General features: G+C 68.8%; 25 protein-coding genes, 3 tRNA genes and 3 pseudogenes. 17 read left to right on the top strand and 14 right to left on the bottom strand.

Going from position 1 to position 25,259, the window contains the following annotated elements; translation table 11 throughout:
- Positions 1-172 precede the first annotated feature (172 nt).
- A complete protein-coding gene (locus tag STRVI_RS43130) occupies positions 173-622 on the bottom strand; it encodes an SSI family serine proteinase inhibitor (RefSeq protein WP_014061868.1) in 450 nt (149 codons plus the stop codon).
- Positions 623-865: 243 nt separating this feature from the next.
- On the opposite strand from STRVI_RS43130, the gene STRVI_RS43125 reads away from it, so the two are divergent.
- Together STRVI_RS43125 and STRVI_RS43120 are read left to right on the top strand one after the other, a co-directional pair.
- Positions 866-956, top strand: a tRNA-Ser gene (locus tag STRVI_RS43125).
- Positions 957-1,384: 428 nt separating this feature from the next.
- A tRNA-Arg gene (locus STRVI_RS43120) sits at positions 1,385-1,457 on the top strand.
- Positions 1,458-1,576: 119 nt separating this feature from the next.
- Here STRVI_RS43120 and STRVI_RS43115 read toward each other — a convergent pair.
- Entirely contained in the window at positions 1,577-1,975 is a 399-nt protein-coding gene (locus STRVI_RS43115) for a hypothetical protein (protein ID WP_014061867.1), read from the bottom strand.
- 409 nt (positions 1,976-2,384) lie between these two features.
- Entirely contained in the window at positions 2,385-2,846 is a 462-nt protein-coding gene (locus STRVI_RS43105; protein WP_050994136.1) for an ATP-binding protein, read from the bottom strand.
- A 135-nt stretch (positions 2,847-2,981) separates the two neighbouring features.
- On the opposite strand from STRVI_RS43105, the gene STRVI_RS53880 reads away from it, so the two are divergent.
- Together STRVI_RS53880 and ribD are read left to right on the top strand one after the other, a co-directional pair.
- Positions 2,982-4,529, top strand: coding sequence for a hypothetical protein (locus tag STRVI_RS53880; RefSeq protein ID WP_014061864.1), 1,548 nt, complete (start codon positions 2,982-2,984; stop codon positions 4,527-4,529).
- Positions 4,529-5,422, top strand: coding sequence for a bifunctional diaminohydroxyphosphoribosylaminopyrimidine deaminase/5-amino-6-(5-phosphoribosylamino)uracil reductase RibD (gene ribD / locus STRVI_RS43095; RefSeq protein WP_014061863.1), 894 nt, complete (start codon positions 4,529-4,531; stop codon positions 5,420-5,422). The genes STRVI_RS53880 and ribD overlap by 1 nt, the downstream gene beginning before the upstream one ends.
- Positions 5,423-5,452: 30 nt before the next feature.
- Here the strand turns inward: ribD and STRVI_RS43090 are convergent, their stop codons facing one another.
- The gene (locus STRVI_RS43090) at positions 5,453-5,914 is read right to left on the bottom strand and encodes a hypothetical protein (protein WP_251982839.1); all 462 of its coding nucleotides are present in this window, start codon (positions 5,912-5,914) and stop codon (positions 5,453-5,455) included.
- 294 nt (positions 5,915-6,208) lie between these two features.
- On the opposite strand from STRVI_RS43090, the pseudogene STRVI_RS55330 reads away from it, so the two are divergent.
- From STRVI_RS55330 to STRVI_RS43080, 3 genes and pseudogenes are all read left to right on the top strand, one after another.
- A pseudogene (locus STRVI_RS55330) lies at positions 6,209-6,304 on the top strand (XRE family transcriptional regulator); the annotation flags it as partial.
- Between the two features lie 92 nt (positions 6,305-6,396).
- Positions 6,397-6,867 carry an NUDIX domain-containing protein gene (locus STRVI_RS43085; RefSeq protein ID WP_014061861.1) on the top strand — a complete coding sequence of 157 codons (471 nt, stop codon included), beginning with the start codon at positions 6,397-6,399 and terminating at the stop codon, positions 6,865-6,867.
- 198 nt (positions 6,868-7,065) lie between these two features.
- Complete coding sequence (locus STRVI_RS43080) at positions 7,066-7,623, top strand: hypothetical protein (RefSeq protein ID WP_014061860.1); 558 nt, start codon at positions 7,066-7,068, stop codon at positions 7,621-7,623.
- Between the two features lie 139 nt (positions 7,624-7,762).
- Here STRVI_RS43080 and STRVI_RS52300 read toward each other — a convergent pair whose 3' ends face one another.
- On the bottom strand, positions 7,763-8,074 hold the full coding sequence (locus STRVI_RS52300; RefSeq protein ID WP_150112963.1) for a hypothetical protein: 312 nt from the start codon (positions 8,072-8,074) through the stop codon (positions 7,763-7,765).
- Between the two features lie 263 nt (positions 8,075-8,337).
- Positions 8,338-8,788: pseudogene (locus STRVI_RS49505) on the bottom strand (transposase).
- 341 nt (positions 8,789-9,129) lie between these two features.
- Between STRVI_RS49505 and STRVI_RS43075 the strand changes: the two are divergent.
- Positions 9,130-10,470 (top strand): FG-GAP repeat domain-containing protein, encoded by a 1,341-nt coding sequence (locus tag STRVI_RS43075; RefSeq protein WP_014061858.1) that lies wholly within the window; start codon positions 9,130-9,132, stop codon positions 10,468-10,470.
- A gap of 55 nt (positions 10,471-10,525) precedes the next feature.
- Here the strand turns inward: STRVI_RS43075 and STRVI_RS55325 are convergent.
- The 3 genes and pseudogenes from STRVI_RS55325 to STRVI_RS43065 form a co-directional block, all read right to left on the bottom strand.
- Positions 10,526-10,675, bottom strand: a pseudogene (locus STRVI_RS55325) (transposase); the annotation flags it as partial.
- Positions 10,676-10,837: 162 nt separating this feature from the next.
- Entirely contained in the window at positions 10,838-11,404 is a 567-nt protein-coding gene (locus STRVI_RS43070) for a GNAT family N-acetyltransferase (protein ID WP_014061857.1), read from the bottom strand.
- Between the two features lie 57 nt (positions 11,405-11,461).
- A complete protein-coding gene (locus STRVI_RS43065; protein ID WP_014061856.1) occupies positions 11,462-11,947 on the bottom strand; it encodes a hypothetical protein in 486 nt (161 codons plus the stop codon).
- A 271-nt stretch (positions 11,948-12,218) separates the two neighbouring features.
- Here STRVI_RS43065 and STRVI_RS43060 point away from each other — a divergent pair, with 271 nt between their 5' ends.
- Positions 12,219-12,941 (top strand): haloacid dehalogenase type II, encoded by a 723-nt coding sequence (locus STRVI_RS43060; RefSeq protein ID WP_014061855.1) that lies wholly within the window; start codon positions 12,219-12,221, stop codon positions 12,939-12,941.
- Positions 12,942-13,026: 85 nt separating this feature from the next.
- Here the strand turns inward: STRVI_RS43060 and STRVI_RS43055 are convergent, their stop codons facing one another.
- Both STRVI_RS43055 and map read right to left on the bottom strand, forming a co-directional pair.
- Positions 13,027-13,326 carry a hypothetical protein gene (locus STRVI_RS43055; protein WP_353477068.1) on the bottom strand — a complete coding sequence of 100 codons (300 nt, stop codon included), beginning with the start codon at positions 13,324-13,326 and terminating at the stop codon, positions 13,027-13,029.
- 108 nt (positions 13,327-13,434) lie between these two features.
- A complete protein-coding gene (gene map / locus STRVI_RS43050) occupies positions 13,435-14,217 on the bottom strand; it encodes a type I methionyl aminopeptidase (protein WP_014061854.1) in 783 nt (260 codons plus the stop codon).
- 82 nt (positions 14,218-14,299) lie between these two features.
- On the opposite strand from map, the gene STRVI_RS43045 reads away from it, so the two are divergent.
- The gene (locus STRVI_RS43045; protein ID WP_014061853.1) at positions 14,300-14,602 is read left to right on the top strand and encodes a helix-turn-helix domain-containing protein; all 303 of its coding nucleotides are present in this window, start codon (positions 14,300-14,302) and stop codon (positions 14,600-14,602) included.
- Positions 14,603-14,659: 57 nt separating this feature from the next.
- Here STRVI_RS43045 and STRVI_RS43040 read toward each other — a convergent pair whose 3' ends face one another.
- On the bottom strand, positions 14,660-14,953 hold the full coding sequence (locus STRVI_RS43040; protein WP_353477092.1) for a hypothetical protein: 294 nt from the start codon (positions 14,951-14,953) through the stop codon (positions 14,660-14,662).
- 196 nt (positions 14,954-15,149) lie between these two features.
- Between STRVI_RS43040 and STRVI_RS43035 the strand changes: the two genes are divergently transcribed.
- Together STRVI_RS43035 and STRVI_RS43030 are read left to right on the top strand one after the other, a co-directional pair.
- Positions 15,150-15,362, top strand: coding sequence for a hypothetical protein (locus tag STRVI_RS43035; protein WP_208949207.1), 213 nt, complete (start codon positions 15,150-15,152; stop codon positions 15,360-15,362).
- A 124-nt stretch (positions 15,363-15,486) separates the two neighbouring features.
- A tRNA-Met gene (locus tag STRVI_RS43030) sits at positions 15,487-15,560 on the top strand.
- A 124-nt stretch (positions 15,561-15,684) separates the two neighbouring features.
- Here STRVI_RS43030 and STRVI_RS43025 read toward each other — a convergent pair.
- Entirely contained in the window at positions 15,685-16,311 is a 627-nt protein-coding gene (locus STRVI_RS43025; RefSeq protein WP_014061852.1) for a hypothetical protein, read from the bottom strand.
- A 306-nt stretch (positions 16,312-16,617) separates the two neighbouring features.
- Between STRVI_RS43025 and STRVI_RS43020 the strand changes: the two genes are divergently transcribed.
- Positions 16,618-17,502, top strand: coding sequence for an amidohydrolase family protein (locus tag STRVI_RS43020; RefSeq protein WP_014061851.1), 885 nt, complete (start codon positions 16,618-16,620; stop codon positions 17,500-17,502).
- Positions 17,503-17,577: 75 nt separating this feature from the next.
- Here the strand turns inward: STRVI_RS43020 and STRVI_RS43015 are convergent, their stop codons facing one another.
- Positions 17,578-18,456, bottom strand: a complete 879-nt coding sequence (locus STRVI_RS43015; protein ID WP_014061850.1) for an LLM class F420-dependent oxidoreductase — start codon at positions 18,454-18,456, stop codon at positions 17,578-17,580.
- A 229-nt stretch (positions 18,457-18,685) separates the two neighbouring features.
- Here STRVI_RS43015 and STRVI_RS43010 point away from each other — a divergent pair, with 229 nt between their 5' ends.
- From STRVI_RS43010 to STRVI_RS42995, 4 genes are all read left to right on the top strand, one after another.
- A complete protein-coding gene (locus STRVI_RS43010) occupies positions 18,686-19,423 on the top strand; it encodes a response regulator transcription factor (RefSeq protein WP_014061849.1) in 738 nt (245 codons plus the stop codon).
- Between the two features lie 259 nt (positions 19,424-19,682).
- A complete protein-coding gene (locus STRVI_RS43005) occupies positions 19,683-21,446 on the top strand; it encodes a sensor histidine kinase (RefSeq protein WP_106686040.1) in 1,764 nt (587 codons plus the stop codon).
- 26 nt (positions 21,447-21,472) lie between these two features.
- Positions 21,473-22,771, top strand: coding sequence for a bifunctional glycosyltransferase family 2/GtrA family protein (locus tag STRVI_RS43000; RefSeq protein ID WP_050994134.1), 1,299 nt, complete (start codon positions 21,473-21,475; stop codon positions 22,769-22,771).
- Positions 22,768-25,194, top strand: coding sequence for a glycosyltransferase family 39 protein (locus STRVI_RS42995; protein ID WP_014061846.1), 2,427 nt, complete (start codon positions 22,768-22,770; stop codon positions 25,192-25,194). Before STRVI_RS43000 ends, STRVI_RS42995 begins: the two co-directional genes overlap by 4 nt.
- The last annotated feature ends 65 nt before the right edge of the window (positions 25,195-25,259 follow it).

The following is a 25,259-nucleotide window of genomic DNA, read 5'->3' as shown; positions in this document are numbered from 1 at the left end:
GCAGTCATTCTGCCGTCCCGTCTGCGGAGTGTCTCTAGGGGAGTCTACGGCCACCGAAGCCGGACGTGACGGCGGATGAGAGGGAGGTCGCAGCACGACGTACGCGTCTCGACGCACGCCCGGACAAACTTCTCCGTGCTCTCCTCTTCCCACTCCCGTCCCAATCCCCAGGTCAGCTCCCAGGCGTGCGCAAAACGACGGAGAACCGATTCCATCGGGCGATTTCACACCCGTTGGTGCGGTTGAACCAGGCGTTGACGGGACGCCCCGCCCAGTGACCCGTCACCCGGGCCGTGGCCGGCCCGCCGTACTGCCCGGTGCACATCGCATCGGGCGACACCGGCGCGAACGGATCCCGGCCCCACACGGTCTGCGAATCCAGCTGCGCACACGCGGCCCGGGCCCGGGGATGCGTACCGCCGGTCGGGTGGCAGCCCAGCACGAAGGTCGAGGCGTCGTCGGGATCACCGTTCTGGCTGACGGTGATCATGAGCCGATCGGCGCTCTCCCCGTCGAACGGCAGGGGCAGCGGCAGCGGCGTGGCCCCGGCGGGGGCCAGCGCGCCCGCCATGGCGGCGGTCGTCAGAACGGCGGTGACGACGAGGCGGTGCAGCAGGGGCATCGGGGCACTCCTGGAGTGATCAGACGGGGGCGCGCTGCCCCTGCCCCGTCTAACGCGCCGCCGCCGCGCGCGTTGCGCCGCCATAAGGGCTGCGCTCCGGCATTGGGGCTGCTCCCGGGCGTTAGGGCTTTGCGATGGGCCCCGCCCGCCGAGTACCGTAGTCCGCGATTGGTGACATCCCGCAGGGCTGTGACATCATCTGCACACACCACATCGCGCTCGCGCGAGCGAAACCGGTGTGCTGGAGGCTTCGCCTAGTCTGGTCTATGGCGCCGCACTGCTAATGCGGTTTGGGCCCTAAAGCCCATCGAGGGTTCAAATCCCTCAGCCTCCGCTCTCTGATCAGGGAGCCCGTGCCTATGGCGTGGGCTCCCTGTGTCGTTTCCGCGGGACGCCGCAAACGATCACGGAAGCGACCCGGCACGCCGATGCCCGCCCACGCTCCCCTCACTACGGTGACCGTGACCGTGACTGCGACGCCGGACGACCGCGGCCCCATAACCCTGCCAATCCCGGACTCTCACCGAGGCGACGCAGAGCGACTGCCTTGTATCCCTCCGTGAAGACGGCCGTCACTGCCCAAGCGCCTCGCGACGCGAAGGCCCGCTCCCCGATGTCTCGCGACGGCCGCTCCGGTAGCCCCCGAAAACGGAGTTTTCGCAGGTCAGTAGGGGTGTGGGAAACGGATTTCGCCTGGCGGCAGAGGTCATGTAATGTTGTCCCCGCAACGCCGACCGGCAAGAAAAACCGCCGGGAAGCCAAGCGCTCGTAGCTTAACGGATAGAGCACTTGACTACGGATCAAGAGGTTGCAGGTTCGAATCCTGCCGAGCGCGCACCAGCCAGAGGCCCCTTCCCATCATGGAAGGGGCCTCTGGCGTGTGGATGACATCAGCTCTGACATGAACCGCCGGGAGACGCTCGGGGCAGGGCCGGTGAGCCGGCCGCTGGGCGGTCACTCTTCTGGTGCGGTGGGGCGGAACAGCGCCAGGAAGCCGCCTAGCAGAGTGAACGCGAGAAGGAACAGTTCCGTTTCCACCCTGCTGACGCCGCCCTCGGTCATCTGAGTCCCGAGAATGATCCACGCCGCCGATCCCATGGTCACCAGCAGCTGATTGTCGCGCTCCCGCAGCAGCCGCATCCCTGACCACAGCAGCAACGGCACCAGCGTCAACCAGGCGAATGTGGCCAGAGCCCCTTCGATAAACCCTGTGCCGATGCCCCCGTCCGGGTTGGCATGTCGCGCTTCCGACTCCCACTGCTCGGCGGATTCCCACACCCAGTACGTCCCATGGGCGGCGGTTGCCGAGACGACGATCCCCTTTAACCAGCGGCATAACCTGCTGCTCAACATGGCTTCACCATGCACAGCACAGTTCTCGAGCACCTGAGTACCCATACTCAAAGAGGGCCAGGAGGTGCAGAGAAGGGGGCCTGACGACCACCGCTCCCCGCCTGCTTGAAGTTGTTGAGGGGCTACGCGTCAGGCATCGCCGTACGGCGTCGGCCTCGCGCAGCCGTCTCGGACGAGCCCACGCTCGCCATGGACGCGCGGAAGAAGCTCGTGATGATCATTCGGAATCCCGTGTGGCCCGTCTGGTTCGCGTGACGCAGACACCACACCTCCGGCTGCTTGGCCTCCTCAGCGGCGCCGGATGAGTCGTCGCACGTCGTGCATTCGGCCTCCAAGATCGGCGGGCTTCCTGTGACGTCTGCGCTCAGGGTCCAATCGCCCTGCCGTATGACGGAGTTTCCGGCGGCCGTCACGAGTGCCCCTCTCTACGCTCTTCACCGGCCAGTGAGGCCCGTTCGTCGACAGGAAGTGTGAGGACGGCCCAGACCGCCTTGCCCACGGCTGCCCGTGGGGTCACGCCCCAGTGATCGGCGAGCGATTCGACCAGGACCAGCCCTCGGCCGCGTACGGATTCGGGGGTGGGAGTCCTCAGTTTGGGTAGCTGGTCGGCCGCGTCGTGAACCTCGAGCCGCACCTTGTCGCCCTGGTGCAGATAGCGCGTCTCGATCTGGCGCCCCGGCACCCGTGCATGACGTACGGCGTTCGTTATCAATTCGGACAGCACCAACAGCGCGACCTCTTCGACCGCGATCAGCCCCCAACCAGCCAGAGCCTTACGCAAGTCGGCTCGGGCCAGGGCGACACAACGGGGGTGGCGGGTCCAACGCCTTACCACCACTCGTCCTTCAGGGCCTGTCAGCTCTGGCCTCATGGCCACAAGAGTGCAGGTGAGCCGCCCTCACCGGGACAGCCAACGGGGTACCCCAGGCAGTGCAATGGGGTACCCCAACACTCGGCGCGATCTACGCTAAATGTGACGCATGTCCCTACACCTCGTGAGCGGCCGATGAGTGAACGTGAAGCCAGGCGCAGCGGATACCCCCTCACCATCCCGGCCCGCTTGCTCAACAGCGAGGACATGAAACGGGCGTGCAGACGAAGGAACTTCGGGGAGATCTTCCGACTCGTCAACAGACGAGCCCCAGCGAGCTACGCGGCAATCGCCGCTGCCGTCACCAAGATGACCAGCGCGCGCGTCGGCGACGTGATCCGAGGTGATCGAGGCATTCGCAGCGTCGCCGTCATGGAACGCATCGCTGATGGACTGGGCATTCCCGGCCACATGCTCGACCTGCCCGAGCGGCCGTGGGAGGGTACCCCGTCACCGGGCGCCGCTGCCCAGGACCAGGCTTACGCTCGCAGTAGTCCAGACGGCTCGAACGACCCCACACCCTTACCTGCAACGGGGGCGATCTCTGGTCTGCCGATTGTGCACGTGGACCCCTCGAATTCGGCGGACGCGGATGCGCTACCCGAAATCGTTCTGGTTTCGGTGTACGTCGATGGAAGGGAGCAGATCGTGCCGATAAATCGCCGGGCCCTTCTCGGGCACGCAATTGGTGTCGCCCTGCAAGGAAGCGGGCCCCTCCGCGCCGTGAACGCTTCCGCTGAGATCGTGCGTCCCAAGCCCGCCAGACCACACCGACTCGCCGCCGGACGAGGCGAAGCAGCGATCGAGCACTTCCGCGACATGTGGCACACGCTGGTCAGGGCCGACAACCTTTTCGGCCCGCGTCACGCCCTCGCGGGAGTCCATCAGCAGCTCGACATGTTGCAAGGTCTTCTGGAGGACAGCAGGGGCGAGCACCGGCAAGAGCTGCTGAGGCTCTCGGCCCAGTACGCCGAGTCCGCCGCGTGGCTCCACGAGGACTCCATGGACGTGTCCAGCGCGGAGACCTGGACGAGCCGGGCCATGGAATGGGCCATGGAGGCCGGAGACGAAGCCATGCTCTCGTGGACCCTGTTCCGTCGCAGCCAGCTTGCGGCCGGGAAGAAGAACGCAGGCCAGGCGATCGGACTCGCGCAGGCTGTGCAGCGCCACGAACGAGCACTCACACACCCGATGAAGGCCGCCGCCATTCAGCAGGAAGCGCAGGGGCTTGCCCTCGACGGGGACGAGGTCGCCTGTCTCCGAAAGCTGGACGAGGCCCACGAGTTCGCCGCCATCGCCGAATCCTCCGGTGACGCCCGATCCGGCCACGGGGATTTCTGCACGTCCAGCTACATCGAAATCCAGCGCGCGAATTGCTGGCTCAACCTGTCCCGACCGGACCTGGCAGTCTCCACCTTCCAGACCGCGCTGGCCGAACTCCCGGACGTCTACCAGCGTGACCGAGGATTCGCCCAGGCGCGGCTCGCTATGGCCTACGTGGGAATCCAGGAGTACGAGCAGGCCGCCGCCGAGGCCGCAGTCGTTCTCGACATGGCCCGCGGCTCCGGTTCCGGCCGCACTCTGCAAGAGGCAGTGACGGCGGTCAACGCTCTCGCGGCGGCGAGTAATGTTCACGCTGTGCGGGACCTACTCGACGCAGTCAAGGAGAATGCGGGGTTCTGATGGCCACGTCGAACGAACTGACGGCCATGCGGCGAGCAATCGCCATCTCTGCCCAGGGCCTCGGGACGACGAGCCCCAACCCGCCCGTCGGGTGCGTGATCCTCGACCGCGACGGCGTACCGGTCGGCGAGGGATACCACCTCCGCAAGGGCGACCACCACGCCGAGGTGAACGCACTCACCGCAGCGGGGGAGCGGGCCGAGGGCGGCACGGCGGTCGTGACCCTGGAGCCCTGCAACCACCACGGCCGGACCCCGCCATGCCGACAGGCACTGATCGATGCCAAGGTGTCCCGCGTCCTGATGGCCGTCATGGACCCCACCTCACGCGGAGAGGGTGGTGCGGCGGTCCTGGAACAGGCCGGCATCGAGGTAGAGCGCGGTGTCCTGGAGCAGGAAGCGCTGCTCGTTCTCGGCCCGTGGCTGCACTCACTGCGTACGGGAAGGCCACACATCACCTGGGCGTACACCGTCGGTGCAGATGGCTTTGACGAGGACGGCGCGGGCATTGCCGAGCTACGCCGCACACACGATCTTGTGATCCGACGGACCGGGGCGATCGAGGAAGGCGCGCCAGGAGGCCATGGGACAGAGGTTTTCCGTACGCCTAGCGGACCGCTCGGAGACGTCCCCGGCAAGGCTCTGGGCACCTTGGCCGATGCAGGCGCACGTTCGGTGCTGATTGAGGGCAGCGCAAACGAAGTGGCCCAGTTGCTTGCCGATGCTGTTGACCGCCTGATCATTGACGTGCCGAGGACTCCGCCGTCATCGAGGCCGATCACAGCGAGCGCGGTGGGGCCGGAGCTGGTCCCCAGTGGGTTCCGGCTGGTTGGTGTGCAGCCGCATGGTCTATACGTGCGCCTCATGGCAGAGCAGGCGTTTGCAGATCAGTAGCCGGACCGGGGGCTACGAGCCGCACGCTCGCTACTCATCCCCGCCGCGTATGGTCGCCGGACTCGGTTGGCCCGGTCCGACCTCGTGTGGAACGACGACGATTTGATACTCGTCCTCGTAGACGATCCTCCCTGGATCTGACGATCGCATCATGCAGCACGCGATCCCGTGAGCAGCAAGGATCTCCAGGTAGCCGTCTACTCGCTTGATCAGGTCCTGCGACGTGGACTTGAACCAGGCCGCCGCCCCGGGGTGAAGCTCACGGTCGTAGACCCCCGGATCGACGGAGGAGGGGTCAGGATAGGCCGCGTTGTACCAGTCATTGTTAGCCCGTCTGAAGCGCTCCTGCTCAGCGGTCAGCTTCCCGTCCCGCGCTAGCCCATTGACCAGTCCAAACACGCCTGTGAAGTGTCCGCGCCTATTTCGGACTGTGCTCTGGAAGCGTACGTATAGCGCTTCGTTCGCAAGCCATCCTGCTTCGCTGATCTTCACAGCGAAGATGCTAAGGCTCCGGCTGACCGCGTGTCCCACGGACAGCGTAGGAGCTATGCCGATGGATGGCGGATCTGACAGCGGATGGTGACATCAGCGCTGACATCAACGGTGGCACACAACGTCCGCCAACGGCGCGCGTCGAACACCATGTCAGAGGACCGCCGAGGCCCCCACCAGCCCCCCGCCCGAACCTACGGATCAAGAGGTTGCAGGTTCGAATCCTGCCGAGCGCGCACCAGCTCAGAGGCCCTTCCGATCACCGGAAGGGCCTCTGGCGTATGCGTTGACATCGAGCAGCGGGCCGATATCCCGGTGTCCGCGCTTGTGGACATGCTGTCCGAGGCCCGTGAGCGGATGGACGTACTGGTGTACGCCGCTGTCTTCCTGTAGGAGGCGTACCCCCGGCTCAACGACCTCAGTTCGGGCATGGGATCGAGTGCGGTGTGGGCGACCGCGACGCCGGTAGGGGAGGACTGGCCATGGCGCGGACCGAGTACTACGACGACCCGGACGCACCCGAGCCGAACAGCTTGGTGGTCGCCGCCTCCGCCGTCGTCACCGATGAGGCTGGCCGCATCCTCCTCCAGCGCCGCCGGGACAACGATCTCTGGGCGCTCCCCGGCGGTGGCACGGAGATGACCGACTCTCTGCCGGGTACGGCGGTCCGCGAGGTCAAGGAAGAGACCGGGCTGGACGTCGAGATCGCGGGTCTCGTCGGCACGTACACCGACCCTCGGCACGTCATTGCTTACACGGACGGCGAGGTTCGTCGTCAGTTCAACGTCTGCTTTACCGCTCGGGTGGTTGGTGGGCAACTCGCGATCTCGGACGAGTCCACCGAACTGCGGTTCGTGCCTGACGGAGAGCTGGACGTGTTGCCCATGCACCACACACAACGTCTCCGGCTGCACCACTTCCTTGAGCAGCGCGAGCAGCCGTACTTGGGCTGAGAAATGTGTGGGGCAAAATCAGACCTTCGGTCAAAGTTGATGTTTTCCCAGCTCAGCGGGTGTGGCGCGCATCGGCGTAAGCGTACTGTTATGCGCCGCTGCGTTGTGTTAGCCGTCTGTTAGTCGAACGCCAACGCGGTCTTCGAAGCTGATTGTCGTCCGGGAGCGAGACAAGACAACGCAGCAATGGGAGACACGATGAGCACCACCACCACCAACCGCTTCCGCGGCCGTGCCGGCCGCCGCATCGCCGCCACTATCGTCGCCGCCGCGGCGCTGGGCCTGGGGGCCACGGCCTGCGGGCCTGACTCCGATGCTGCGGACTCCGGCGGCTCCTCGGCCTCTTCGACCGCGTCCCCCTCGCAGCAAGCCTCGAGCCAGCCCACGAGCGGCTCCTCCTCGGGCAACTCCGGCTCGCAGGGCCAGAACGGGGGCGGTACCGCCGACGCGGGTAAAAGCCTCACGATCGTCGGCAAGATGGAGTACCTCGCGCCCGGCAAGCTGATCGTCAAGCCTGAGGACGGCGGCACGGACCAGGCGTTCTTGGTCGCCAACGCCACGACCATCCGCGGCGCGGCCGCGATCTGCACCGCCCCCGACGGCAGCGTGGCCATCGGCGACGACGGCTACGGCACCGCGAAGTGCACCGTGGACGAACTGGAGAAGGCTGCGAAGACCAACAGCGTGACCGTCCGCGTCACCATGGACCGCAAGTCCGGTGGTGCCGATACGGTCGAGGAGAAGTACCACCCGTAAGTCGTCGTCTTGGGCGTGAACGCCCTTGCCGCCCCGGTGTGGCATCTGCGGCGAAGCAGCTAAGAGGCCCCTTCCAGAGATGGATGGGGCCTCTTGCGTTGTCCAGTGACGGTGGTCGTCGCCTGCGGCACCTGGCGGGTTAGTTCTTACGGCGGCGCCGTTGTCCATACGGGCCGCGGCGATCGTGTGTGCGCCACTCCTCCTCATGGATGTCGCGGTCTTCGTTGCCCGCGGTGCTTCCAGGAGTCGGGATTGTCTCCCCGGCGTCGATCCTGGCCTGTGTCGAGGTGAGTTTGCGGTCGGAGCGCTCGTCATCCGAATGCTTGCGCTCAGGCAGCGGTCCCGGGGACGGCGGTGTGTGCGCTATCTGCTTGGTCTTGTGGCGCTGCGGCTCAGGGGTGGTGTTCCCTGCCTCCGCGCCGTTCTGATGCGACCGTGACGTACCGCTCATGGGCAGGGCCCCCGCCTCACTGAAATTCCCTGACAGTGTGTTCAGAGCATTCTCTGGAAGGGCTGCGGGGAAACGGAGTTCAGCACCCGTGGGTGCTGCCCATGTGCCTTTCGATCCTGCCGGAGCTGGCGGCGTCTGGCGTGTATTTATTGCCAGCCTTATCCGTCGGACGTTCCCGCGTATGCAGAGGGGCTGATGACGGAGCAAAAGAAATGCCCTCAAGAGCTGAGGAACGCTCTTTCGGGCATGGCTAAGACGACGTCCTATGTGGTGAGTCGAACGAGTCGTTTGTAGCAGCAGAGCGCGGCGGCGAGTCCGAGAAAGGCCAGGTAGTTGCGGGGGTGGCGCTCGTATCGGGGGCTGAGTCTGCGGTGCCCGCACGTGCGCGGAGTCCAGGACGACACGGGAGACATCGATGAGACCGGCGTCGTCCAGCCGGTGCAGGACTGCTTCGTGGAGACGGCCCCAGACGCCGACTCTCGACCAGATCATGAACCGCCGGTGCACCGTCGACTTCGACACCCCGAAGCACGGCGGCAACGCCCGCCAGGAACAGCCGCTGACCAGCACATAAATGATCGCTGCGAACAGCGTCTCATCAGGCGTGTTCTGCGTGCCGCCACCCTGCGGCCGTGCCCGGTCCTCCGGAATCAACGGCCTGGCGAGCTCCCACAGTCCGTCCGGAACTATCCAACCCCATGTCCCCTGCCCCATGAACAGGTCATACCCAACTCACCACAGATGACTTCGTCTTAAGCGCTGGGCCGCCCAGATGAAGATCCGTATCGTCGGCCTTCCGGGGCCGGCCCGCGGCGTTGACGACCGCGTCGGCCCCAGCGTCGGCGACGAGCGCCGCGATCCGCTCCGGTCCTGCTGTTACAGATCGAAGCCCGCGGGGATACCCGGACGATGCCGAGATCCGGCCGGAAGAAGCCCTCGCTCAGCGTCGTACGTAACCGTGGACCGGAAAGGCGGCAGGACCGTCGTGCATCACCCCCGTAACGAAATGATCCGCTTCCTTGTGCGGGCCGCGTCCACGCCCGTGAAGTGGGCTGATGCACTTTCCGACAGCAGGCGGTCCGTTCTTCCGCTACTTGCGCATGTGGCACGCCGTGGCGGCCTCCCTCGTAGTGGTGGCGGTGGTGGCGTTCCTCGTCCTTCGGCCGTCCGGCGGCGCGCGTGCGGTCCCCAACAGCCCCTGTCGGGCCGTCGATTCGGCGCGCGAGGCCACGCCCGCGACCCCCGACCTCGACGGGGACGGCTTCGTCGATCTGGTGCACGAGATCTCCGAGACGGAGAACTTCGACCTGTTCGTCGTGCCCGGCTCCGAGCACGGTCCTGACCCCGACCGCACGACCGTCTTCGCCCACGACGACCTCGGTGTGCCGCACGACGTCCAGACGGGCGACGACCCGTTGCAGCCCACGGTCGCCGACCTGGATGAGGACGGCCACGCCGACCTCGTCGTGAGCGGCGCCGCCCAGGTCCTGTGGGGAGGCCCCAAGGGCCCGCGGGTCGGCGGAGCGCACGGGCGTGTGCCACTACCGGGCAGCGGATACAGCACCGCGCCGGTCGCCGGCGACTTCGACGGGGACAGCCACACCGACCTCGCGGTGTTCAGGGACTCGAACGAGGCTCGGGAACTGGTTGTCCTCAGGGGACCGTTCAAGCGCTCCGGCGCCCCGGTCAGGACCGTGGAGATCCCCAGCCCGGTCCACGAGGGCGCGTCACCCGTGCTGGTCGCCGGGGACGCGAACGACGACCGCGCCACCGATCTCGCGCTCTACGACTCTCCGTGGGATCCGCCTCTGCTGTTCACAGGCGGCGCCCGTACCGCCGGCGGCCTGAGCAAGGAACCCGAGCGGCTGCCGGAGGGCGAGAACGTCGTCTTCGGCGACTTCGACGGCGACGGGCGCCAGGACATCGCCATTGGTCGGAGCTTCGTCGACAGCTACGACGAGGTCGACACGCCCCACCGGCGCGGCCAGGTCAGCGTCCGCTACGGGAAGGAGCAGGGGAAGTGGGTCACCATGGACGGCGGCGACTTCAAGGAGGGCTTCGGCGCCAGGCTCGCCGTCGGGGACTTCAACGGCGATGGCTGCGACGACCTGGCCGTACAGCTCACCAAGAAGAAGGAGGCGGGGGACGCGCGAATCGAGGTGCTGCGGGGCGGCTCCGAGCACGGGCTCGGATCGAAGCCCTGGCGCTCCACCAAGCGGTCCGTGCCGGGTGACGACGGCCCCGACGGCGGCACGCTCTTCGCCGTCCACGACTGGGACGGTGACGGCCGCGCGGAACTGACCCTTCTCGGCGAGGACAGGTGGTGGATCACCGACGGCACGGGCCGCGACGAGGCATCCTTCCCGGTCGCCCCCAGCAAGGATCAAGGTTCGTAGGCACATGCTTGCTGTCCCGGGCACGTAGTTCCGGGCCCCGTAACGGGTGCCGCTCGGCCGCCTCGGCGATCACGTCCTCCAGCGGAGCCTCGACGACTCCGGCGTCCCGCCACTGCCGAAACCGGTTGTGCACGGTGGACCAGGCGCCGCACCGGTCCGGCATCTCCCGCCACTGGGCTCCCGAGCGGAACTTCCGGATCACTCCACCTTCGCAGCGAGGGCGAATCCAGCAAATTGATCACGACTCGATGCAGCCCTCTGCTGCTACAAACGACTCGTTCGACTCACCACATAGGACATCGTCTAAGAGATGTCGCCGTGAGGTCGGGACGTGGACCTGGGCGGCGTTGCTTGGACGATCTACGGATCAAGAAGTGTTTGGGTCGGAGCCGGACCGCCGTTGCATCTCGGCAGTGATGGCCCAGCGCTCGTGGTCTCTCCACTCGCCGTTGATGAACTGGAAGGCTGTCGAGTAGCCCTCGCGCTGGAACCCCAGGCGCTTGATGAGGTTCAGCGAGGAGGTGTTGTCAGGCTGGATGTTCGCCTCCAGCCTGTGCAGTGCCAGCTGACCGAAGGCGAGCTGAAGCACGAGTCTCAGTCCTTCGGTCATATAGCCACGGCCGGTGGTGGACGCGTAGGCGGTATAGCCCACGGTCCCGCTCTGGAGGGTGCCCCTGACGATGTTGTTGATGTTGATGCCGCCCACGATCGCACCTGTGCCGTTCAGACAGATCACAAAGCCTTCGTGGGTGGGCTGCTCGATCCGCTCAAGGTAGCTCTCGAAAGCTTCCGGCGTGTGATCGCGGGCGCCTAGCCAGGGGCGGAGCATCTCGGCGCTTTCTTGGGCCAGCGCTGTGAGTTCGTCGTAGTCCTGACAGCGGACGTGGCGTAAGGCCACTCGCGGCCCGTGCAGGAGGTAGCTGGTGATTGCCATCCGGGGATCCTATGCAGCCTGCTCGTGGACCCCGGAGGCGGGAATTGCTGCGAGGGCTCACTGGTGCTGGACCGGCGGGCAGTAGCCGGTGTCCGAGCCGATGCTGTTGATCTCGGCGTTGGACCTGGAGTCGTCCGCGTAGTTGATCTGGTTGGTGCAGCGCATGCCGGGCTTCATGGGGGTGCCGGACGGGGTGGCGGACGAGGTGCCGGCCTTTTGCGGCTCCGGGCAGTAGCCGGTGTCTGCGCCGATGCTGTTGATCTCGGCGTTGGACCTGGAGTCGTCCGCGTAGTTGATCTGGTTGGTGCAGCGCATGCCGGGCTTCCTGGGGGTACCCGACGGGGTGCCCTTGGCGGAGTCCTGGTCCGAGCCCTGGCTGGGCTTGGCCGCGGAGGTGGGGGATTGCGTGGCGCTCACGGAGGGGGATGAGGACGAGGAGTTGGTGTCGCCGTCCTGGCAGGCGGTGAGCCCGAAGGCGGCGATGGTGATCAGCATGGCGGCGGCGGCCTTGCGGGCGTGGCGGACTGCGGTGCGGTGCGACATCTTCATTCCTGTTCGCTCGACGTGGTGTTTCGGCTTCGTGAGAACAAGACTGCCGGGCACCGCTGGCGATCTATCGCTGTACGGCTAACGCCCCGCTAACGTCCGGGGCGGATCGTCGGCAGTTCGGTCGCGAGCGTCGGCAAACGGGCTCCCCGCCGCATCGTTCGCAGCGGGTGCCGTCGATGCCGTCGATCACGGTTTTGTTGGGACATGCTGGTGGCCCGCGCCGCCCTGAGCGTCTTGTGTCCCGCCGGTGAACGAAGGATCCGCTATGCCTGAGCGACCGATCCTGGTCTTCGACGTCAACGAAACCCTGCTCGACCTGGATGAGCTCCGCCCCACCTTTGACAGGATTTTCAACGACCCCGGCGCCCTGCGCCTGTGGTTCGCCAACCTGGTCACCTACTCCGAGGCGCTCACGCTCAGCGGAGCGTACGTTCCGTTCACCGACATCGGCGGTGCCGTGCTCCGGATGCTCGCCGCCACACGCGACCTCACGATCAGTGACGCCGACGGTGCCGAGCTCACAGAGCGGTTCGCCGCCATGCCGCCCCATCCCGAAGTCCCGGCGGCCCTGCGCCGGCTGCGCGACCACGGCTTCCGGCTGTTCACGCTCACCAACAACTCGCTGGAGGTCTCCGAGCGGCAGTTGGAGCGGGCGGGGGTGGTCGATCTGTTCGAGCGCTGCTTCAGCGTCGAGACCGTACGACGCCATAAGCCGGCGCCGGAGGTGTACCAGGGGGTGGCCGCCGCGCTCGAGGCCGATCCTGGGGACATCTGCATGATCGCGTGCCACGTCTGGGACACGATCGGCGCTGCGGCGGCCGGTTGGCAGGCCGCGCTCATCCTCCGCGAGGGCAACGCGCCCCTCGACGTCGGCCCGCAGCCCGACTACATCGGGCAGGACCTCGACGCGATCGCCGACCGGCTGATCGAGCGGTATGGCGGTCGTGGCCCGGATCGAGGGTCGGATGGGGGGTCAGATGGAGGGTGAGCGATGCCATAACCGTTGATGCTCTGGCGAGGGCTCGGTGGTGGGACAGCGGCGGAGGGAGCGTGCGCGTCGCCACTCGCCGCCATCACTCCAGCGGTGCTGCGCCGTCGTGAGCCCAGGGAGTGACGACTACCTGGTTCGGGTCCTCGTAGATGATCTTTCCTGGGTTCGATGATTCGATTCGCTCGCAGGCGACTTCATGCAGGGCGAGGATCCTCAGGTAGCCGTCCACCCGGGCGATCAGTTCCGGGGCGGTGGCTTTGAACCATGCCACGGCTCCTGGGTTGTGTTCGGGGTCGTAGACCGAGGGATCGACCTCGGAGGGGCTGGCGAAGTTGGCGTTGAACCAGTCGTTGCCCGCTCGCCAGAATCGATAATTCCTCATCACTCAGTTGGCCTGCCCGCGCGAGGCCGTTGGCCAGTGCGAAGACACCGGGGAAATGGCCTCGCGGGCTTCGGACGGTCCCCTGAAACCTCACATATAACGCGTCACTCATGGCCGCATCTGCTGGGGCAGGGTGAGGATTTCGGCTCCGTCGTCGGTGATGGCGATCGTGTGCTCGCTGTGCGCCGTCCGGCAGCCTGTCGCGCTGCGGAGGGTCCAGCCGTCGGCATCGGTGACGAGCTGGGCGGTGTCGGCCATGACCCACGGCTCCAGCGCCAGCAGCAGCCCAGGGCGCAGCTTGTAACCGCGGCCGGGCCGTCCGGTGTTCGACACGTGCGGGTCCTGGTGCATCGTCGATCCGATGCCATGGCCTCCGAACTCGGTGTTGATCGGGTAGCCCGCCTCGCTGAGGACCGTGCCGATGGCATGGGAGATGTCGCCGATGCGAGCCCCGGGCCCGGCGGCGGCGATCCCCGCGGCCAGTGCGCGTTCGGTCGCGTTGATCATCGCGACGCTCTCCGGGGGCTTGGCGTCGCCCACGATGAAGCTGATGGCGGCGTCTGCGGCGACTCCGGCCTTGGAGACGGCGAGGTCGAGTGTCAGCAGGTCGCCGTCGGCAAGCGCGTAGTCGGACGGCCGCCCGTGGAGCACGGCGTCGTTGACGGCGGTGCAGATGTAGTGGCCGAACGGGCCGCGTCCGAAGGACGGCTCGTAGTCGACGTAACAGGACAGCGCCCCCGCCTCGACGATCATGGCCTTGGCCCACCGATCGATGTCCAGAAGGTTGGTGCCGACCGTGCTACGGCCCTTCAGCGTGTGCAGGATGTCGGCGACCAGAGCGCCTGTGTCCTTTGCTCGGGTCAGTTCGGTGGGGCTCAGGATCTCGATCATGCGGCGTCCTTCTCACGTACTCATGTGCTCATGTAACCAATAACTATACCGGGCTTACTATACCGGTATTAGAATCGGGGCCATGGTCAGGTTGCCGCTCACTCCCGCAGAGGTCGAGCGCGGGCAGCGCCTCGGCGCCCTCCTCCGTCGGGCCAGGGGGGAGCGCTCGATGCTCGACACCGCGCTGGACGCAGGTGTCTCACCGGAGACCCTTCGGAAGATCGAGTGCGGTCGCGTAGCCACCCCTGCCTTCCCGACCATCGCGGCGATCGCCGATGTCCTCGGTCTTTCGCTCGATGAGGTGTGGGCCGAGATCAACCGGCCTGACGGCGAGGTCGGACCCACGGGGTCGGGTCGCACCGCACGCGAGCGGTTGGCCTCCTGAGTCCAGGGCCCCGCAGCTCCGTTGCACCGATCGGCTCTCTCAGCGCGTGCCGATCTATCAGTGCGTGCCGACCCAACGCTGGATGGCTGTGCCGAGCTCCTTGAGGACGGCGTCGTCGGACGAAGCGGTGACGCGTGAGGTGGCCCAGCTGATGACGCCGTCCGGACGTACGAACAGGCTGGGCGGCGACGTGTCGGAGGCGGGGTCCGACGTGTAGGCGATCCTGTGCTGCAGTGGGCGCGCGGCCTGGGCGAAGCGGCCGTAGGGGGAACGGCCGAGGAGGACGAAGCGGCCGTCGTGGGCGTGGTCGGCGAGCCGGTCGCCGGAGGACAACGTGACATCCCCGGTGATCGATCCGACCGGTGTCGCTGCCCGCGTATCAACGTCGGCTGACGTTCGCCTTCGATGCGCTGGCCGGCGGATTGCCCAGCGGCGGATCCCCCAGCGGTGGATCTCCCAGCGTCGGGTGACGAACTTCAGGGCCGGTGAGGCCGGACGGGGCGATGAGGTCAGGCAGGCCTAAATTTCCGCTCTGTGCTGCGGCGCCATGAGCTGGTGGCAACTGGTCGCGGTGAGCCTTTCCTGCGCTCTTGTGCTGGTGGTGCTGTTCGCCGGGGTGATCGTCGGCGGGCTGCTGGTCGCCAGGGACGCGCTGGTCGATGACTATCCGCCCGCGATCCGCGAGCGCCATGGACCGCAAGGCGCGCGGGGGAAGCGGGCGGCCGGGGTCATGGGCGCGTTGAACGCGGTCATCTGCTGACGATCCTCGGCTACGGGGCGGTCGTCGGAGCCGTCTCGGTCGTGGTCGAGGTGCTTCGCCGAGTCGGTGTGGGGAGGGTGGATTTCCCTTAGCGGGGAGAACGACGTAGAGTTACGTTCATCGACGCGGGGTGGAGCAGCTCGGTAGCTCGCTGGGCTCATAACCCAGAGGTCGCAGGTTCAAATCCTGTCCCCGCTACTCGGATACCGAGGGCCCGGCACTTTTCCAGTGCCGGGCCCTCGGTCGTTCGGCCCTGTTGTGGCTCGAGCAGCGGGAACCGGAGCGTCCCGCCGCGGTCCCCGTCGCCGTCACCCCGCTGCCGTCAGTGCTTGACCTTCCAGCTCACCGGCCGTTCGGTGTCGTCGCCTGTGCTGTACGTCACCACCGACGGCCGTATGCCGTTCGGCACCAGGAACACCTTGCACAAGGACACCTTCGCTCCCACCGCGAAGTCGTCCGGGTCCTTGCCCGGGCATGCCGCCACCTCGGTGTCGCCGGTGATGAGCGGCTGGTCGTCCACACCGTTGGTGTCCTCGAGCCCGGTGGGGGTGTTGAGGAAGGGGTAGTGGAGGGAGTTCTCGCCGATGTTCTCGAAGGTCATGGTGACGTAGTACGGCTGGGTCGTCCGTACGTCGGACGGTTCCGTGCCCGCCTTCTTCAGCTCCGCATGTGTGCCCTTGCGCACGCTCATCGCCGTGACCCGCAGGGCGCCCCGTATGTGGTCCGAGCCGCTCTTGTAGGTGATCGACGTGGGCTCGCCGAGCCGGAGCGTCTTGCCGCCGTCGCCGTCGGTCGCCAGGTCGGCGCGGGTCGCGGACTGCCGTTGGCCGGAGCCGGACGCGGCGGTGTCGTCCTCACAGCCGGCGGTGGCGAGGCCGAGGAGGGTGACGCCGAGGGCGCAGATGAGAGCGGCCCGGGATCGGGTGGCGCGAGGCGGGCGGTTGGGCATGGATGGTCCCCCGTGGCTGGTCGTGGTCGGTGACGACGTCGGGCGGGCGGCTGGCCTCAGGCGGTGGCCTTAGGTGGTGGCCTTAGGCGGTGCCTTAGGACGTGGCCTCAGGCGGTGGCCGCCTGGTCTCAGGCGGATACGCCGGTGCCGGAGCGTCGGTTCACCTTGTCGGTTCCCCTTGTGGTGATCTTGTCACCGCAGATCATCATGGGCGTGACAAAACCACTGGTTGAGGCTGTGATCAACTCGCCGTGGCCCTGAGACCAGGCTGTAGCACAGACACCCGGGGCAACTACCGTGATCCGCATGGACGATCCCGCCGTGGTGTCGGTGCAGCGATTCTGGCAGGAGCTCGGGCTGCCCGGACTTATCGATGTGCACACCCACTTCATGCCGCAGCGCGTACTGGACAAGGTCTGGGCCTACTTCGACGCCGTCGAGCCCCGCTGGCACATCACCTACCGCGAGGAGGAGGACGAACGCCTCGCGGTGCTAAGAGCGTTCGGGGTGCGGGCCTTCACCTCGATGCTCTATCCCCACAAGCCGGACATGGCCCGGTGGCTGAACGACTGGTCGGCCGGGTTCGCCGCCCGTACGCCCGACTGTCTGCACACCGCGACCTTCTTCCCCGAGCCTGGCGTCGAGGGGTACGTGGGCGCGGCGCTCGAGGGCGGGGCGCGGGTGTTCAAGGCCCATGTGCAGGTGGGGGCGTACGACCCGGGCGACGCGCTGCTCGACCCGGTGTGGGGCACGCTCGCCGAGAGCGGGACGCCCATCGTCATCCACTGCGGATCGGGGCCCGACCCGGGCAAGTACACCGGACCGGAGCCGGTGGGGCGGGTGCTGGCCCGTCATCCTCGGCTGCGCCTGATCATCGCGCATATGGGGCTGCCGGAGTACGCGGACTTCCTGGCGCTGGCGGAGCGGTACGAGGGGGTGTATCTGGACACCACGATGGCCTTCACCGACTTCACCGAGAGCCGGTGGCCGTTTCCGCGGGCGGAGCGGGGAAGGCTGGCCGCGCTGGGGGACCGGGTGCTGTTCGGGAGCGACTTCCCCAACATCCCGTACGGGTATCTGCATGCGCTGGACGCGCTGACGCGGATCGGCCAGGACGAGGAGTGGCTGCGCGCGGTGTGCTACGGGAACGCGGCGCGGCTGTTCGGGATCTCGGGGATATCCGGGATATGAGACGGCCCGCCCGGCGCCATGTCGGCGCCGGGCGGGGGAGGGAGTGAAGGGCTGAGGGGTTGCGGGCTGAGGGACTCAGCCCTTGTCCAGCGGCAGCGCCTCGGCCAGCGTGCGCCACTGCGCGCGCGGGACGTCGGCCAACGGGCTTTCGGTCACCGCCTGGATCGCGACATGGTCCGCGCCCGCGGCCAGGAACTCGTCGACGCGCGCCCGGATCACCTCCGCGTCACCGAGGGCGAACATGGCGGAGATGAGACGGTCGCTGCCACCGTCCGCGAAGTCCGCGTCCTCGAAGCCCAGCCGCCGGAAGTTGTTGGTGTAGTTGGGCAGCGCCAGGTAGCGGGCGAGGTAGCCGCGGGCCGTGGTGCGGGCGCGGTCCAGATCCGTGTCGAGGACGACCTTCAGCTCCGGCGCGAGCACGGAATCTTTCCCCAGGATGTCGCGGGCCTCGGCGGTGTGCTCCGGAGTGACGAGATACGGATGCGCGCCGGCCGCGCGGTCGCGGGCCAGCTCCAGCATCTTGGGGCCCAGGGCGGCGAGGACCCGCTGGGAGGCGGGAACCGGGGACGGAGCGGAGTCCAGGGCGGTCAGGTACTCCTTCATCGCCGTGTACGGACGCCGATAGCGCTCACCGGCGAGCGCGCTGTGGCTGACGCCGAGGCCGAGGAGGAAGCGGCCGTCGTGGGCCGCGTTGAGCGCGGTGTGCCGCTCGGCCACGTAGGCCGCCTCGTGGTCCCAGATGCTCAGGATTCCGGTCGCGATGGTGATCCGGGAGGTGGCGTCCAGCAGGACGCCGGCCTGATCCGGGCTGGGGCTGCCACCGAGCCAGATCGCGCCGTACCCCAGCTCGTCCAGTTCGGCCGCCACCTCGCTGACCTGCTCTGATGGTAGGGAATCCGTCTTCAGGGCCGCGGTCCAGACGCCGATCTTGCCAAGTGCGGGACGAGAACTCATACAGGGGGAAGCCGGAGAGTCCTTCCGCTTATTCCGTGGCCCCGGGTTGTTCCGCGTTCCCCGCAGGCGTTCCGCGTTCCCTGCCGTCGTTCCGCGTTCCCTGCCGTCGTTCCGCGTCCCTCGCCGTTGCTCCGTGTCCCCACGGGTGCTCCGTGTCGCCACAAGATTCTCAGGTAATTCACAGGTAGCCGAAAGCGACCTCTCAGGACCCGCCCGGAGGGTGGGGCCCATGATGCCGACCTCGCCCCATGGGCGTACCGAGCTGCTACGCCCCGACGGGAGCCCCGTCCGGGTGCTGGTCGTGGACGACGAGTCGGCGCTCGCCGATCTGCTGTCGATGGCACTGCGCTACGAGGGCTGGGAGGTGCGCACCGCGGGCGACGGCGCGGAGGCGATCCGGATCACCCGTGAGCTGCGCCCGGACGCGGTGGTCCTGGACGTCATGCTGCCCGATATGGACGGGCTCACGGTGCTGGGGCGGCTGCGCCGCGAACTGCCCGATATCCCGGTGCTGTTCCTGACCGCGCGGGACGCGGTGGAGGACCGGATCGCGGGGCTGACGGCGGGCGGCGACGACTACGTCACCAAGCCGTTCAGCCTGGAGGAGGTCGTCGCCCGGTTGCGGGGCCTGCTGCGCAGGTCGGGGGCGGCGGCCGCGCGCAGCGAGTCGGTGCTGGCCGTCGGCGATCTGATCCTCGACGAGGACAGCCATGAGGTGTCGCGCGGCGGCCGGGAGATCCATCTCACCGCGACCGAGTTCGAGCTGCTGCGCTATCTCATGCGCAATCCGCGCCGGGTGCTCAGCAAGGCGCAGATCCTCGACCGGGTCTGGAGCTATGACTTCGGCGGCCAGGCCAACGTCGTCGAGCTCTACATCTCGTATCTACGGCGCAAGATCGACGCGGGGCGCAGCCCGATGATCCACACCCGGCGTGGCGCCGGGTATCTGATCAAGCCCGGGGAGTAGCACCGTGGCGCACCCCCCGATCCGGCCGTCCGGGGTCCCTGAGCCGCCTGGTGTCCCTGAGCCGCCTGGTGTCCCTGACGCGCCTCGTGTCCCTGAGGCGCCCGGTGTCCGTGAGACGTCTGCCGTCCCCGGGCCGCCCGGCGCCCCCGAGGCGCCTCCCGCCCCCGGGCCGCCCCGGAGCGCCGGAGCGGCGCAGGGGCGGGCGCACGCCCGGCGCGCTCAGCGGGGCGGGCGCCGCCCCTGGTCCCTGCGCACCCGCCTGGTCGTCTCGGCCGTCGCGCTGATCGCGGTCGTCTGCGCGGTGATCGGCACGGTCACGACCCTCGCCCTGCAGTCGTACCTCCAGGGCCAGGTGGACGACGATCTGCGCGCATCGGTCGGGCGGTTCCTGAACAAGCCGGGCCCGGCGCGCGAACTCCCCCGGGACGATGTGCTCTTCGTCGCCTCGCCCGGTCAGCCCATCGGCACGGTGGGGGCGCGTATCGGCCAGGACGGCGAGATCTCCAGGTCCGGCAAGAGCAATGACTCGCCCATGACGAACGACATGGATGTCGAGGGCCGGGTGGACTCCCTGACCAGCGGACAGCGGAAGGCGCTCGCGGCCGTCCCCCTGGACGGACAGGTGCACACCATCGATCTGCCCGGCCTCGGCGGCTATCGGGCCGTGGCCCAGTGGGACCACCGGGAAGGCGGCATCATCCTCGCCTTCCCGCTCGGCCAGACCCAGGAGACGGTCAACACCCTCATCCTCGTGGAGTTCTGCGTGGCCGCGGCCGGGCTGGTAGCGGCCGGGATCGCCGGGGCCGCGATGGTCGGCATCTCGCTGCGCCCGCTGCGCCGGGTGGCCGCGACCGCGACCCGGGTCTCCGAACTCCCCCTGCACAGCGGGGAGGTGGCGCTGCGCGAGCGCGTCCCGGCCTCGGAGGCCGATCCGCGTACCGAGGTCGGCCAGGTGGGCGCGGCGCTCAACCGCATGCTCGGCCATGTGGAGTCGGCGCTCGCGGCCCGCCAGGAGAGCGAGACGCGGGTGCGGCAGTTCGTCGCCGACGCCAGCCATGAGCTCCGTACGCCGCTCGCCTCGATCCGCGGCTACGCCGAGCTGACCCGGCGCGGCCGGGAGGAGATCGGGCCAGACACCCGGCATGCCCTCGGCCGAGTCGAGTCCGAGGCCGGGCGGATGACGGGGCTGGTCGAGGATCTGCTGCTGCTGGCCCGGCTCGACGCGGGCCGGCCCCTGGAATATGCGGAGGTCGATCTGTCCCCGCTGGTCGTCGACGCCGTCAGCGATGCGCGGGCGGTCGGCTCGGACCACGAGTGGCGGCTGGAGCTGCCCGATGAACCCACGGTCGTCCACGGTGACGACGCCCGGCTGCACCAGGTGCTGGTCAACCTGCTCGCCAACGCGCGTACCCACACCCCGGCCGGTACCACGGTCACGGCGCGGGTGCTGTGGGGCGGGCCGCAGGCGTCGCCGTGCCCCTCGCCGTATCCGGCGCCGTACGGCCTGTCCTACGGGGCGCCGTACGGCCTGTCCTACGGGGTTTCCGGCGGGGTGTCCCCCGGGGCCCCCGGGACCGGTGGCCCCCGTGGGCACCGTAAGGGCGGCGGCTCGCCGTATGCCCCGCCGTACGGATCGCTGTACGGATCGCCCTACGCGGCCGCCCGCGCCGCCGTGGCCACCGGGGCCTTCGGCCCGCCCCAGCCGCCCTCGTACGTCTCGCTGGAGATCGAGGACGACGGTCCGGGCATCCCGCCCGAGCTGCTGCCGCATGTCTTCGAACGGTTCGCACGCGGCGACGCCTCGCGCTCCCGCGGCGCGGGCAGTACGGGGCTCGGCCTGGCCATCGTGCACGCGGTCGTGGCCGCGCACGACGGGCAGGTGACGGTGGACAGCGTTCCCGGGCGCACCGTGTTCGGCGTCCACCTGCCGGTCCACCTGCCCGTCCACCGGGGCGTTCACCAAGGCGTTCACCAGGCTGTAACGGACTCACAGGCAGGCCACAGGCTGACCACACAGCCGTGACAGCGCGGCTCGCGACTGTCGACCTCATGCGAACCGACACCCCTCTCGGGGCTCCGCCCGAGACACCCCTGCAGACCTTGCCCGTGCGCGGGCCGGTGATGGCCGAGCTCGGCCGTCCGGTGCTGGACGTCGTCATCCCCGTCTACAACGAGGAAGCGGACCTCGAGCGGTGTGTGCGACGGCTCCACGACCATCTGGCCCGCACCTTCCCGTACGGCTTCCGGATCACCATCGCCGACAACGCCAGCACGGACCGCACGCCCGAGCTCGCGGCCCACCTCGACGAGTCCATCGAGGAGGTGACGGCGGTCCGGCTGGAGCAGAAGGGGCGCGGGCGGGCGCTGCGCACCGTGTGGTCGCTGTCCGAGGCGCCCGTGCTCGCCTATATGGACGTCGATCTGTCCACGGACCTCAAGGCACTGCTGCCGCTGGTCGCCCCGCTGATCTCCGGTCACTCCGACCTGGCGATCGGATCGCGGCTGGCGCGCAGCTCACGCGTGGTGCGCGGGCCCAAGCGGGAGTTCATCTCGCGGGCGTACAACCTGATCCTGCGCGGCAGCCTGGCCGCCCGCTTCTCCGACGCCCAGTGCGGTTTCAAGGCGATCCGTAAGGACGTCGCGGAGCGGCTGCTGCCGTTGGTCGAGGACACCGGGTGGTTCTTCGACACCGAGATGCTGGTGCTCGCCGAGCGGGCCGGGCTGCGCATCCATGAGGTGCCGGTGGACTGGGTCGACGACCCCAACAGCACGGTCCACCTCGTGAAGACGGCCACGGAGGACCTCAGGGGCGTGTGGCGGGTGGGGCGTGCGCTGGCCACCGGTGGGCTGCCGCTGGACCGGGTGCGCCGCCCGTTCGGCGACGATCCGCGCGACCGCGAGCTGAGCGGGGTGCCGAAGGGCCTGGCCCGCCAACTCGTCGGGTTCTGTGTGGTCGGCGCCCTGAGCACGCTGGTCTATCTGCTGCTGTACTCCCTCTTCCGGCTGGGCACCGGCCCGCAGATGGCCAACGCGCTGGCGCTGCTGCTGTCGGCGCTCGGCAACACCGCGGCCAACCGGAGGCTCACCTTCGGGGTACGCGGCCGGGACCGCGCGATGCGCCACCAGGCCCAGGGGCTGGTCGTCTTCGGCATCGGCCTCGTGCTGACCAGCGGCTCCCTCGCCGCTCTGGACGCCGCCCCCGGCACCGCCTCGCACGGCACCGAACTGGCCGTGCTGATCGCGGCGAACCTCGCCGCGACCGTTCTGCGCTTCCTGCTCTTCCGGGCCTGGGTCTTCCCGTCGGACAGCGGGGCCACCACCGACGACTTGAGGAACGACAACCGATGACGACGTACGACCACGGCACCCGGGACGTCGGACCGCCGCCCTCGCAGCCCCCGGCGGCCCCGCAGCCTCCACAGCCCCTGGCGGCTTCGGCAAGCCCGGTGGCTTCGACGACCCCGGCAGGCCCGGCGGCCCCGGACGGGCGGCAGGCGGCGCGGCCACAGGCCACCGGCGGCTCGCGCCTGACGCGGGCCTGGCGGGGACGGCCGGAGGACCCGCGCTGGGCGCGGCCCGCCCTGTGGGCCCTGCTGGCCGTGACCACCGTGCTCTACCTCTGGAGCCTGGGCGCGTCCGGCTACGCCAACCAGTTCTACTCGGCCGCCGTGCAGGCGGGCAGCGAGAGCTGGAAGGCGTTCTTCTTCGGCTCCTCCGACGCCGCGAACTCCATCACCGTCGACAAGCCCCCGGCCGCGCTGTGGCCGATGGCCCTGTCGGTGCGGCTCTTCGGCCTCTCCTCCTGGGCGGTCCTCGTCCCCGAGGCGCTGATGGGCGTCGCGACGGTCGGGGTGCTGTACGCGGCCGTACGCCGCAGGTTCAGCGCGGCCGCCGGGCTTATCGCGGGCGCGGCGCTCGCGGTCACCCCGGTCGCGGCGCTGATGTTCCGCTTCAACAACCCCGACGCGCTGCTGTGTCTGCTGATGGTCTCGGCGGTCTACTGCGTGCTGCGCGCGCTGGAGGACGCCCGCACCAAGTGGCTGCTGCTCGCGGGGGTCTGCTTCGGCCTCGGCTTCCTCACCAAGACTCTCCAGGCGTGGCTGATCCTGCCGCCGCTCGTGGTGGTGTACGCGGTGTGCGCCCCGGCGAAGTTCGGCCGGCGGATCGGGCAACTGCTGCTCGCGGGGCTCGCGATGGTGGTCTCCGGCGGCTGGTGGGTCGCGATCGTCGAGCTGTGGCCGGCGTCCTCGCGTCCGTACATCGGCGGTTCGCAGCACAACAGCTTCCTGGAGCTGACCTTCGGCTACAACGGTCTGGGCCGGATCAACGGCAATGAGACCGGCAGCGTCGGCGGGGGCGGCCGGGGTGGCGGCGGTGGCGGTGGCGGCGGGTGGGGCGAGACCGGGATCGACCGGCTCTTCGGCTCCGACATGGGCGGTCAGATCGCCTGGCTGCTGCCCGCGGCGTTCATCCTGCTGGCGGCCGGTATCTGGCTGACCTGGCGGGCGGGGCGCACCGACACCCGGCGCGCGGCCTTCCTGGTGTGGGGCGGGGCGCTGCTGATGACGTTCGCCACCTTCAGCTTCATGTCCGGGATCTTCCACCAGTACTACAACATTGCCCTGGCGCCCTATATCGCGGCGGTCGTGGGCATGGGCGCGGCGCTGCTGTGGGAGCGGCGGAACGAAGGCGGGCGGGCCGGGTCGGCGGCCTCGGCGGTGCTGGCCGTCACGGTCGCGGTCACCGCCTATATGTCGTACGTCCTGCTGGGGCGGTCGGCGGACTGGTACCCCTGGCTGCGCTGGGCGGTGCTGATCGGCGGGCTCGCGGCGGCGGCCGGGCTGCTGCTGCCGGCGCGCCTCGGCCGGAAGGCGGCGCTGGCCGCGGCGGGCCTCGGCCTCGCGGCGGGGCTGGCCGGGCCGGTCGCGTACACGCTCAACACGGTGGACACCCCGAAGCGCGGCTCCATCGTGACGGCAGGTCCGTCGGTGGCGGGCGGTATGGGCGGCCCCGGTGGCGGCTTCCCGGGCGGCGGCCGGATGGGCGGCCCGGGGACGCAGAACGGACGCCAGGGCGCGGGCCAGCAGGGGCAGGGCCAAGGCCAGGGCAATCAGCAGGGTGGCCAGGCCCAACAGGGCCAGGGGCAGGGCGGTCGGCAGGGCGTGCCGGGCGGGGGCACCGGCGGCGGTCAGCCGGGCGGTCAGAATGGCTTCCCCGGCGGGGGTTTCCCGGGCGGCGGCCAGTCTCCGCAGAACGGTAAGGGCAACGCCCAGGGTCAGGGCCAGGGGCAGAACGGCCGCCCGGGCATGCTGCCCGGTGGCGGCATGGGCGAGGGCGGCCGGCGCGGCGGCGGCATGGGCGGACTGCTCGACGGTCAGCAGGTCGATGCCAAGACGGAGTCGAAGCTGGAGAGGAACGCCGACGACTACACCTGGGCGGCCGCGGCGATCGGTTCCCAGAACGCCGCGAGCTATCAACTCGCCACCCAGAAGCCCGTGATGGCCATCGGCGGCTTCAACGGCAGCGACCCGTCCCCGACGCTCGCCCAGTTCAAGGAGTATGTGAAGCAGGGCAAGATCCACTACTTCATCTCCTCGGGCACCGGTATGGGCGGCGGGCCGGGCGGTGGCCAGGGGGCCTCGTCCCAGATCACCTCCTGGATCGAGGCCACCTACAAGAAGGTCACCGTGGGCAGCACCACGCTCTATGACCTGACACAGAAGTCCTCGAAGTCGTCGGCGTCCTCGGCGTCTTCCAAGTCCTCCGACTGACGCTCGAGTCCCGTACGTACGGGCCGGTGGCCGGGTTTCCCCCTGGTCGCCGGCCCGTACGCGCG

It is taken from the genome of Streptomyces violaceusniger Tu 4113 (genome assembly GCF_000147815.2).
In the GTDB taxonomy this organism is placed as follows: domain Bacteria; phylum Actinomycetota; class Actinomycetes; order Streptomycetales; family Streptomycetaceae; genus Streptomyces; species Streptomyces violaceusniger_A.
Note: the sequence above shows the minus strand (reverse complement) of the source record. Positions and strands in the feature narration are given on the sequence as shown.

What these genes read in the sequence shown, in the direction of transcription:
- STRVI_RS43015 (WP_014061850.1), bottom strand. Translation starts at nt 18,456, where the DNA reads ATGAGTTCTCGTCCCGCACTTGGCAAGATCGGCGTCTGGACCGCGGCC.
- STRVI_RS43000 (WP_050994134.1), top strand. Translation starts at nt 21,473, where the DNA reads ATGCGAACCGACACCCCTCTCGGGGCTCCGCCCGAGACACCCCTGCAG.
- STRVI_RS43045 (WP_014061853.1), top strand. Translation starts at nt 14,300, where the DNA reads ATGGTCAGGTTGCCGCTCACTCCCGCAGAGGTCGAGCGCGGGCAGCGC.
- map (WP_014061854.1), bottom strand. Translation starts at nt 14,217, where the DNA reads ATGATCGAGATCCTGAGCCCCACCGAACTGACCCGAGCAAAGGACACA.
- ribD (WP_014061863.1), top strand. Translation starts at nt 4,529, where the DNA reads ATGGCCACGTCGAACGAACTGACGGCCATGCGGCGAGCAATCGCCATC.
- STRVI_RS43010 (WP_014061849.1), top strand. Translation starts at nt 18,686, where the DNA reads ATGATGCCGACCTCGCCCCATGGGCGTACCGAGCTGCTACGCCCCGAC.
- STRVI_RS43075 (WP_014061858.1), top strand. Translation starts at nt 9,130, where the DNA reads ATGCACTTTCCGACAGCAGGCGGTCCGTTCTTCCGCTACTTGCGCATG.
- STRVI_RS43025 (WP_014061852.1), bottom strand. Translation starts at nt 16,311, where the DNA reads ATGCCCAACCGCCCGCCTCGCGCCACCCGATCCCGGGCCGCTCTCATC.
- STRVI_RS53880 (WP_014061864.1), top strand. Translation starts at nt 2,982, where the DNA reads ATGAGTGAACGTGAAGCCAGGCGCAGCGGATACCCCCTCACCATCCCG.
- STRVI_RS43130 (WP_014061868.1), bottom strand. Translation starts at nt 622, where the DNA reads ATGCCCCTGCTGCACCGCCTCGTCGTCACCGCCGTTCTGACGACCGCC.
- STRVI_RS43020 (WP_014061851.1), top strand. Translation starts at nt 16,618, where the DNA reads ATGGACGATCCCGCCGTGGTGTCGGTGCAGCGATTCTGGCAGGAGCTC.
- STRVI_RS43115 (WP_014061867.1), bottom strand. Translation starts at nt 1,975, where the DNA reads ATGTTGAGCAGCAGGTTATGCCGCTGGTTAAAGGGGATCGTCGTCTCG.
- STRVI_RS43035 (WP_208949207.1), top strand. Translation starts at nt 15,150, where the DNA reads ATGAGCTGGTGGCAACTGGTCGCGGTGAGCCTTTCCTGCGCTCTTGTG.
- STRVI_RS52300 (WP_150112963.1), bottom strand. Translation starts at nt 8,074, where the DNA reads ATGAGCGGTACGTCACGGTCGCATCAGAACGGCGCGGAGGCAGGGAAC.
- STRVI_RS43065 (WP_014061856.1), bottom strand. Translation starts at nt 11,947, where the DNA reads ATGTCGCACCGCACCGCAGTCCGCCACGCCCGCAAGGCCGCCGCCGCC.
- STRVI_RS43060 (WP_014061855.1), top strand. Translation starts at nt 12,219, where the DNA reads ATGCCTGAGCGACCGATCCTGGTCTTCGACGTCAACGAAACCCTGCTC.
- STRVI_RS43105 (WP_050994136.1), bottom strand. Translation starts at nt 2,846, where the DNA reads ATGAGGCCAGAGCTGACAGGCCCTGAAGGACGAGTGGTGGTAAGGCGT.
- STRVI_RS42995 (WP_014061846.1), top strand. Translation starts at nt 22,768, where the DNA reads ATGACGACGTACGACCACGGCACCCGGGACGTCGGACCGCCGCCCTCG.
- STRVI_RS43070 (WP_014061857.1), bottom strand. Translation starts at nt 11,404, where the DNA reads ATGGCAATCACCAGCTACCTCCTGCACGGGCCGCGAGTGGCCTTACGC.
- STRVI_RS43055 (WP_353477068.1), bottom strand. Translation starts at nt 13,326, where the DNA reads ATGAGGAATTATCGATTCTGGCGAGCGGGCAACGACTGGTTCAACGCC.
- STRVI_RS43085 (WP_014061861.1), top strand. Translation starts at nt 6,397, where the DNA reads ATGGCGCGGACCGAGTACTACGACGACCCGGACGCACCCGAGCCGAAC.
- STRVI_RS43080 (WP_014061860.1), top strand. Translation starts at nt 7,066, where the DNA reads ATGAGCACCACCACCACCAACCGCTTCCGCGGCCGTGCCGGCCGCCGC.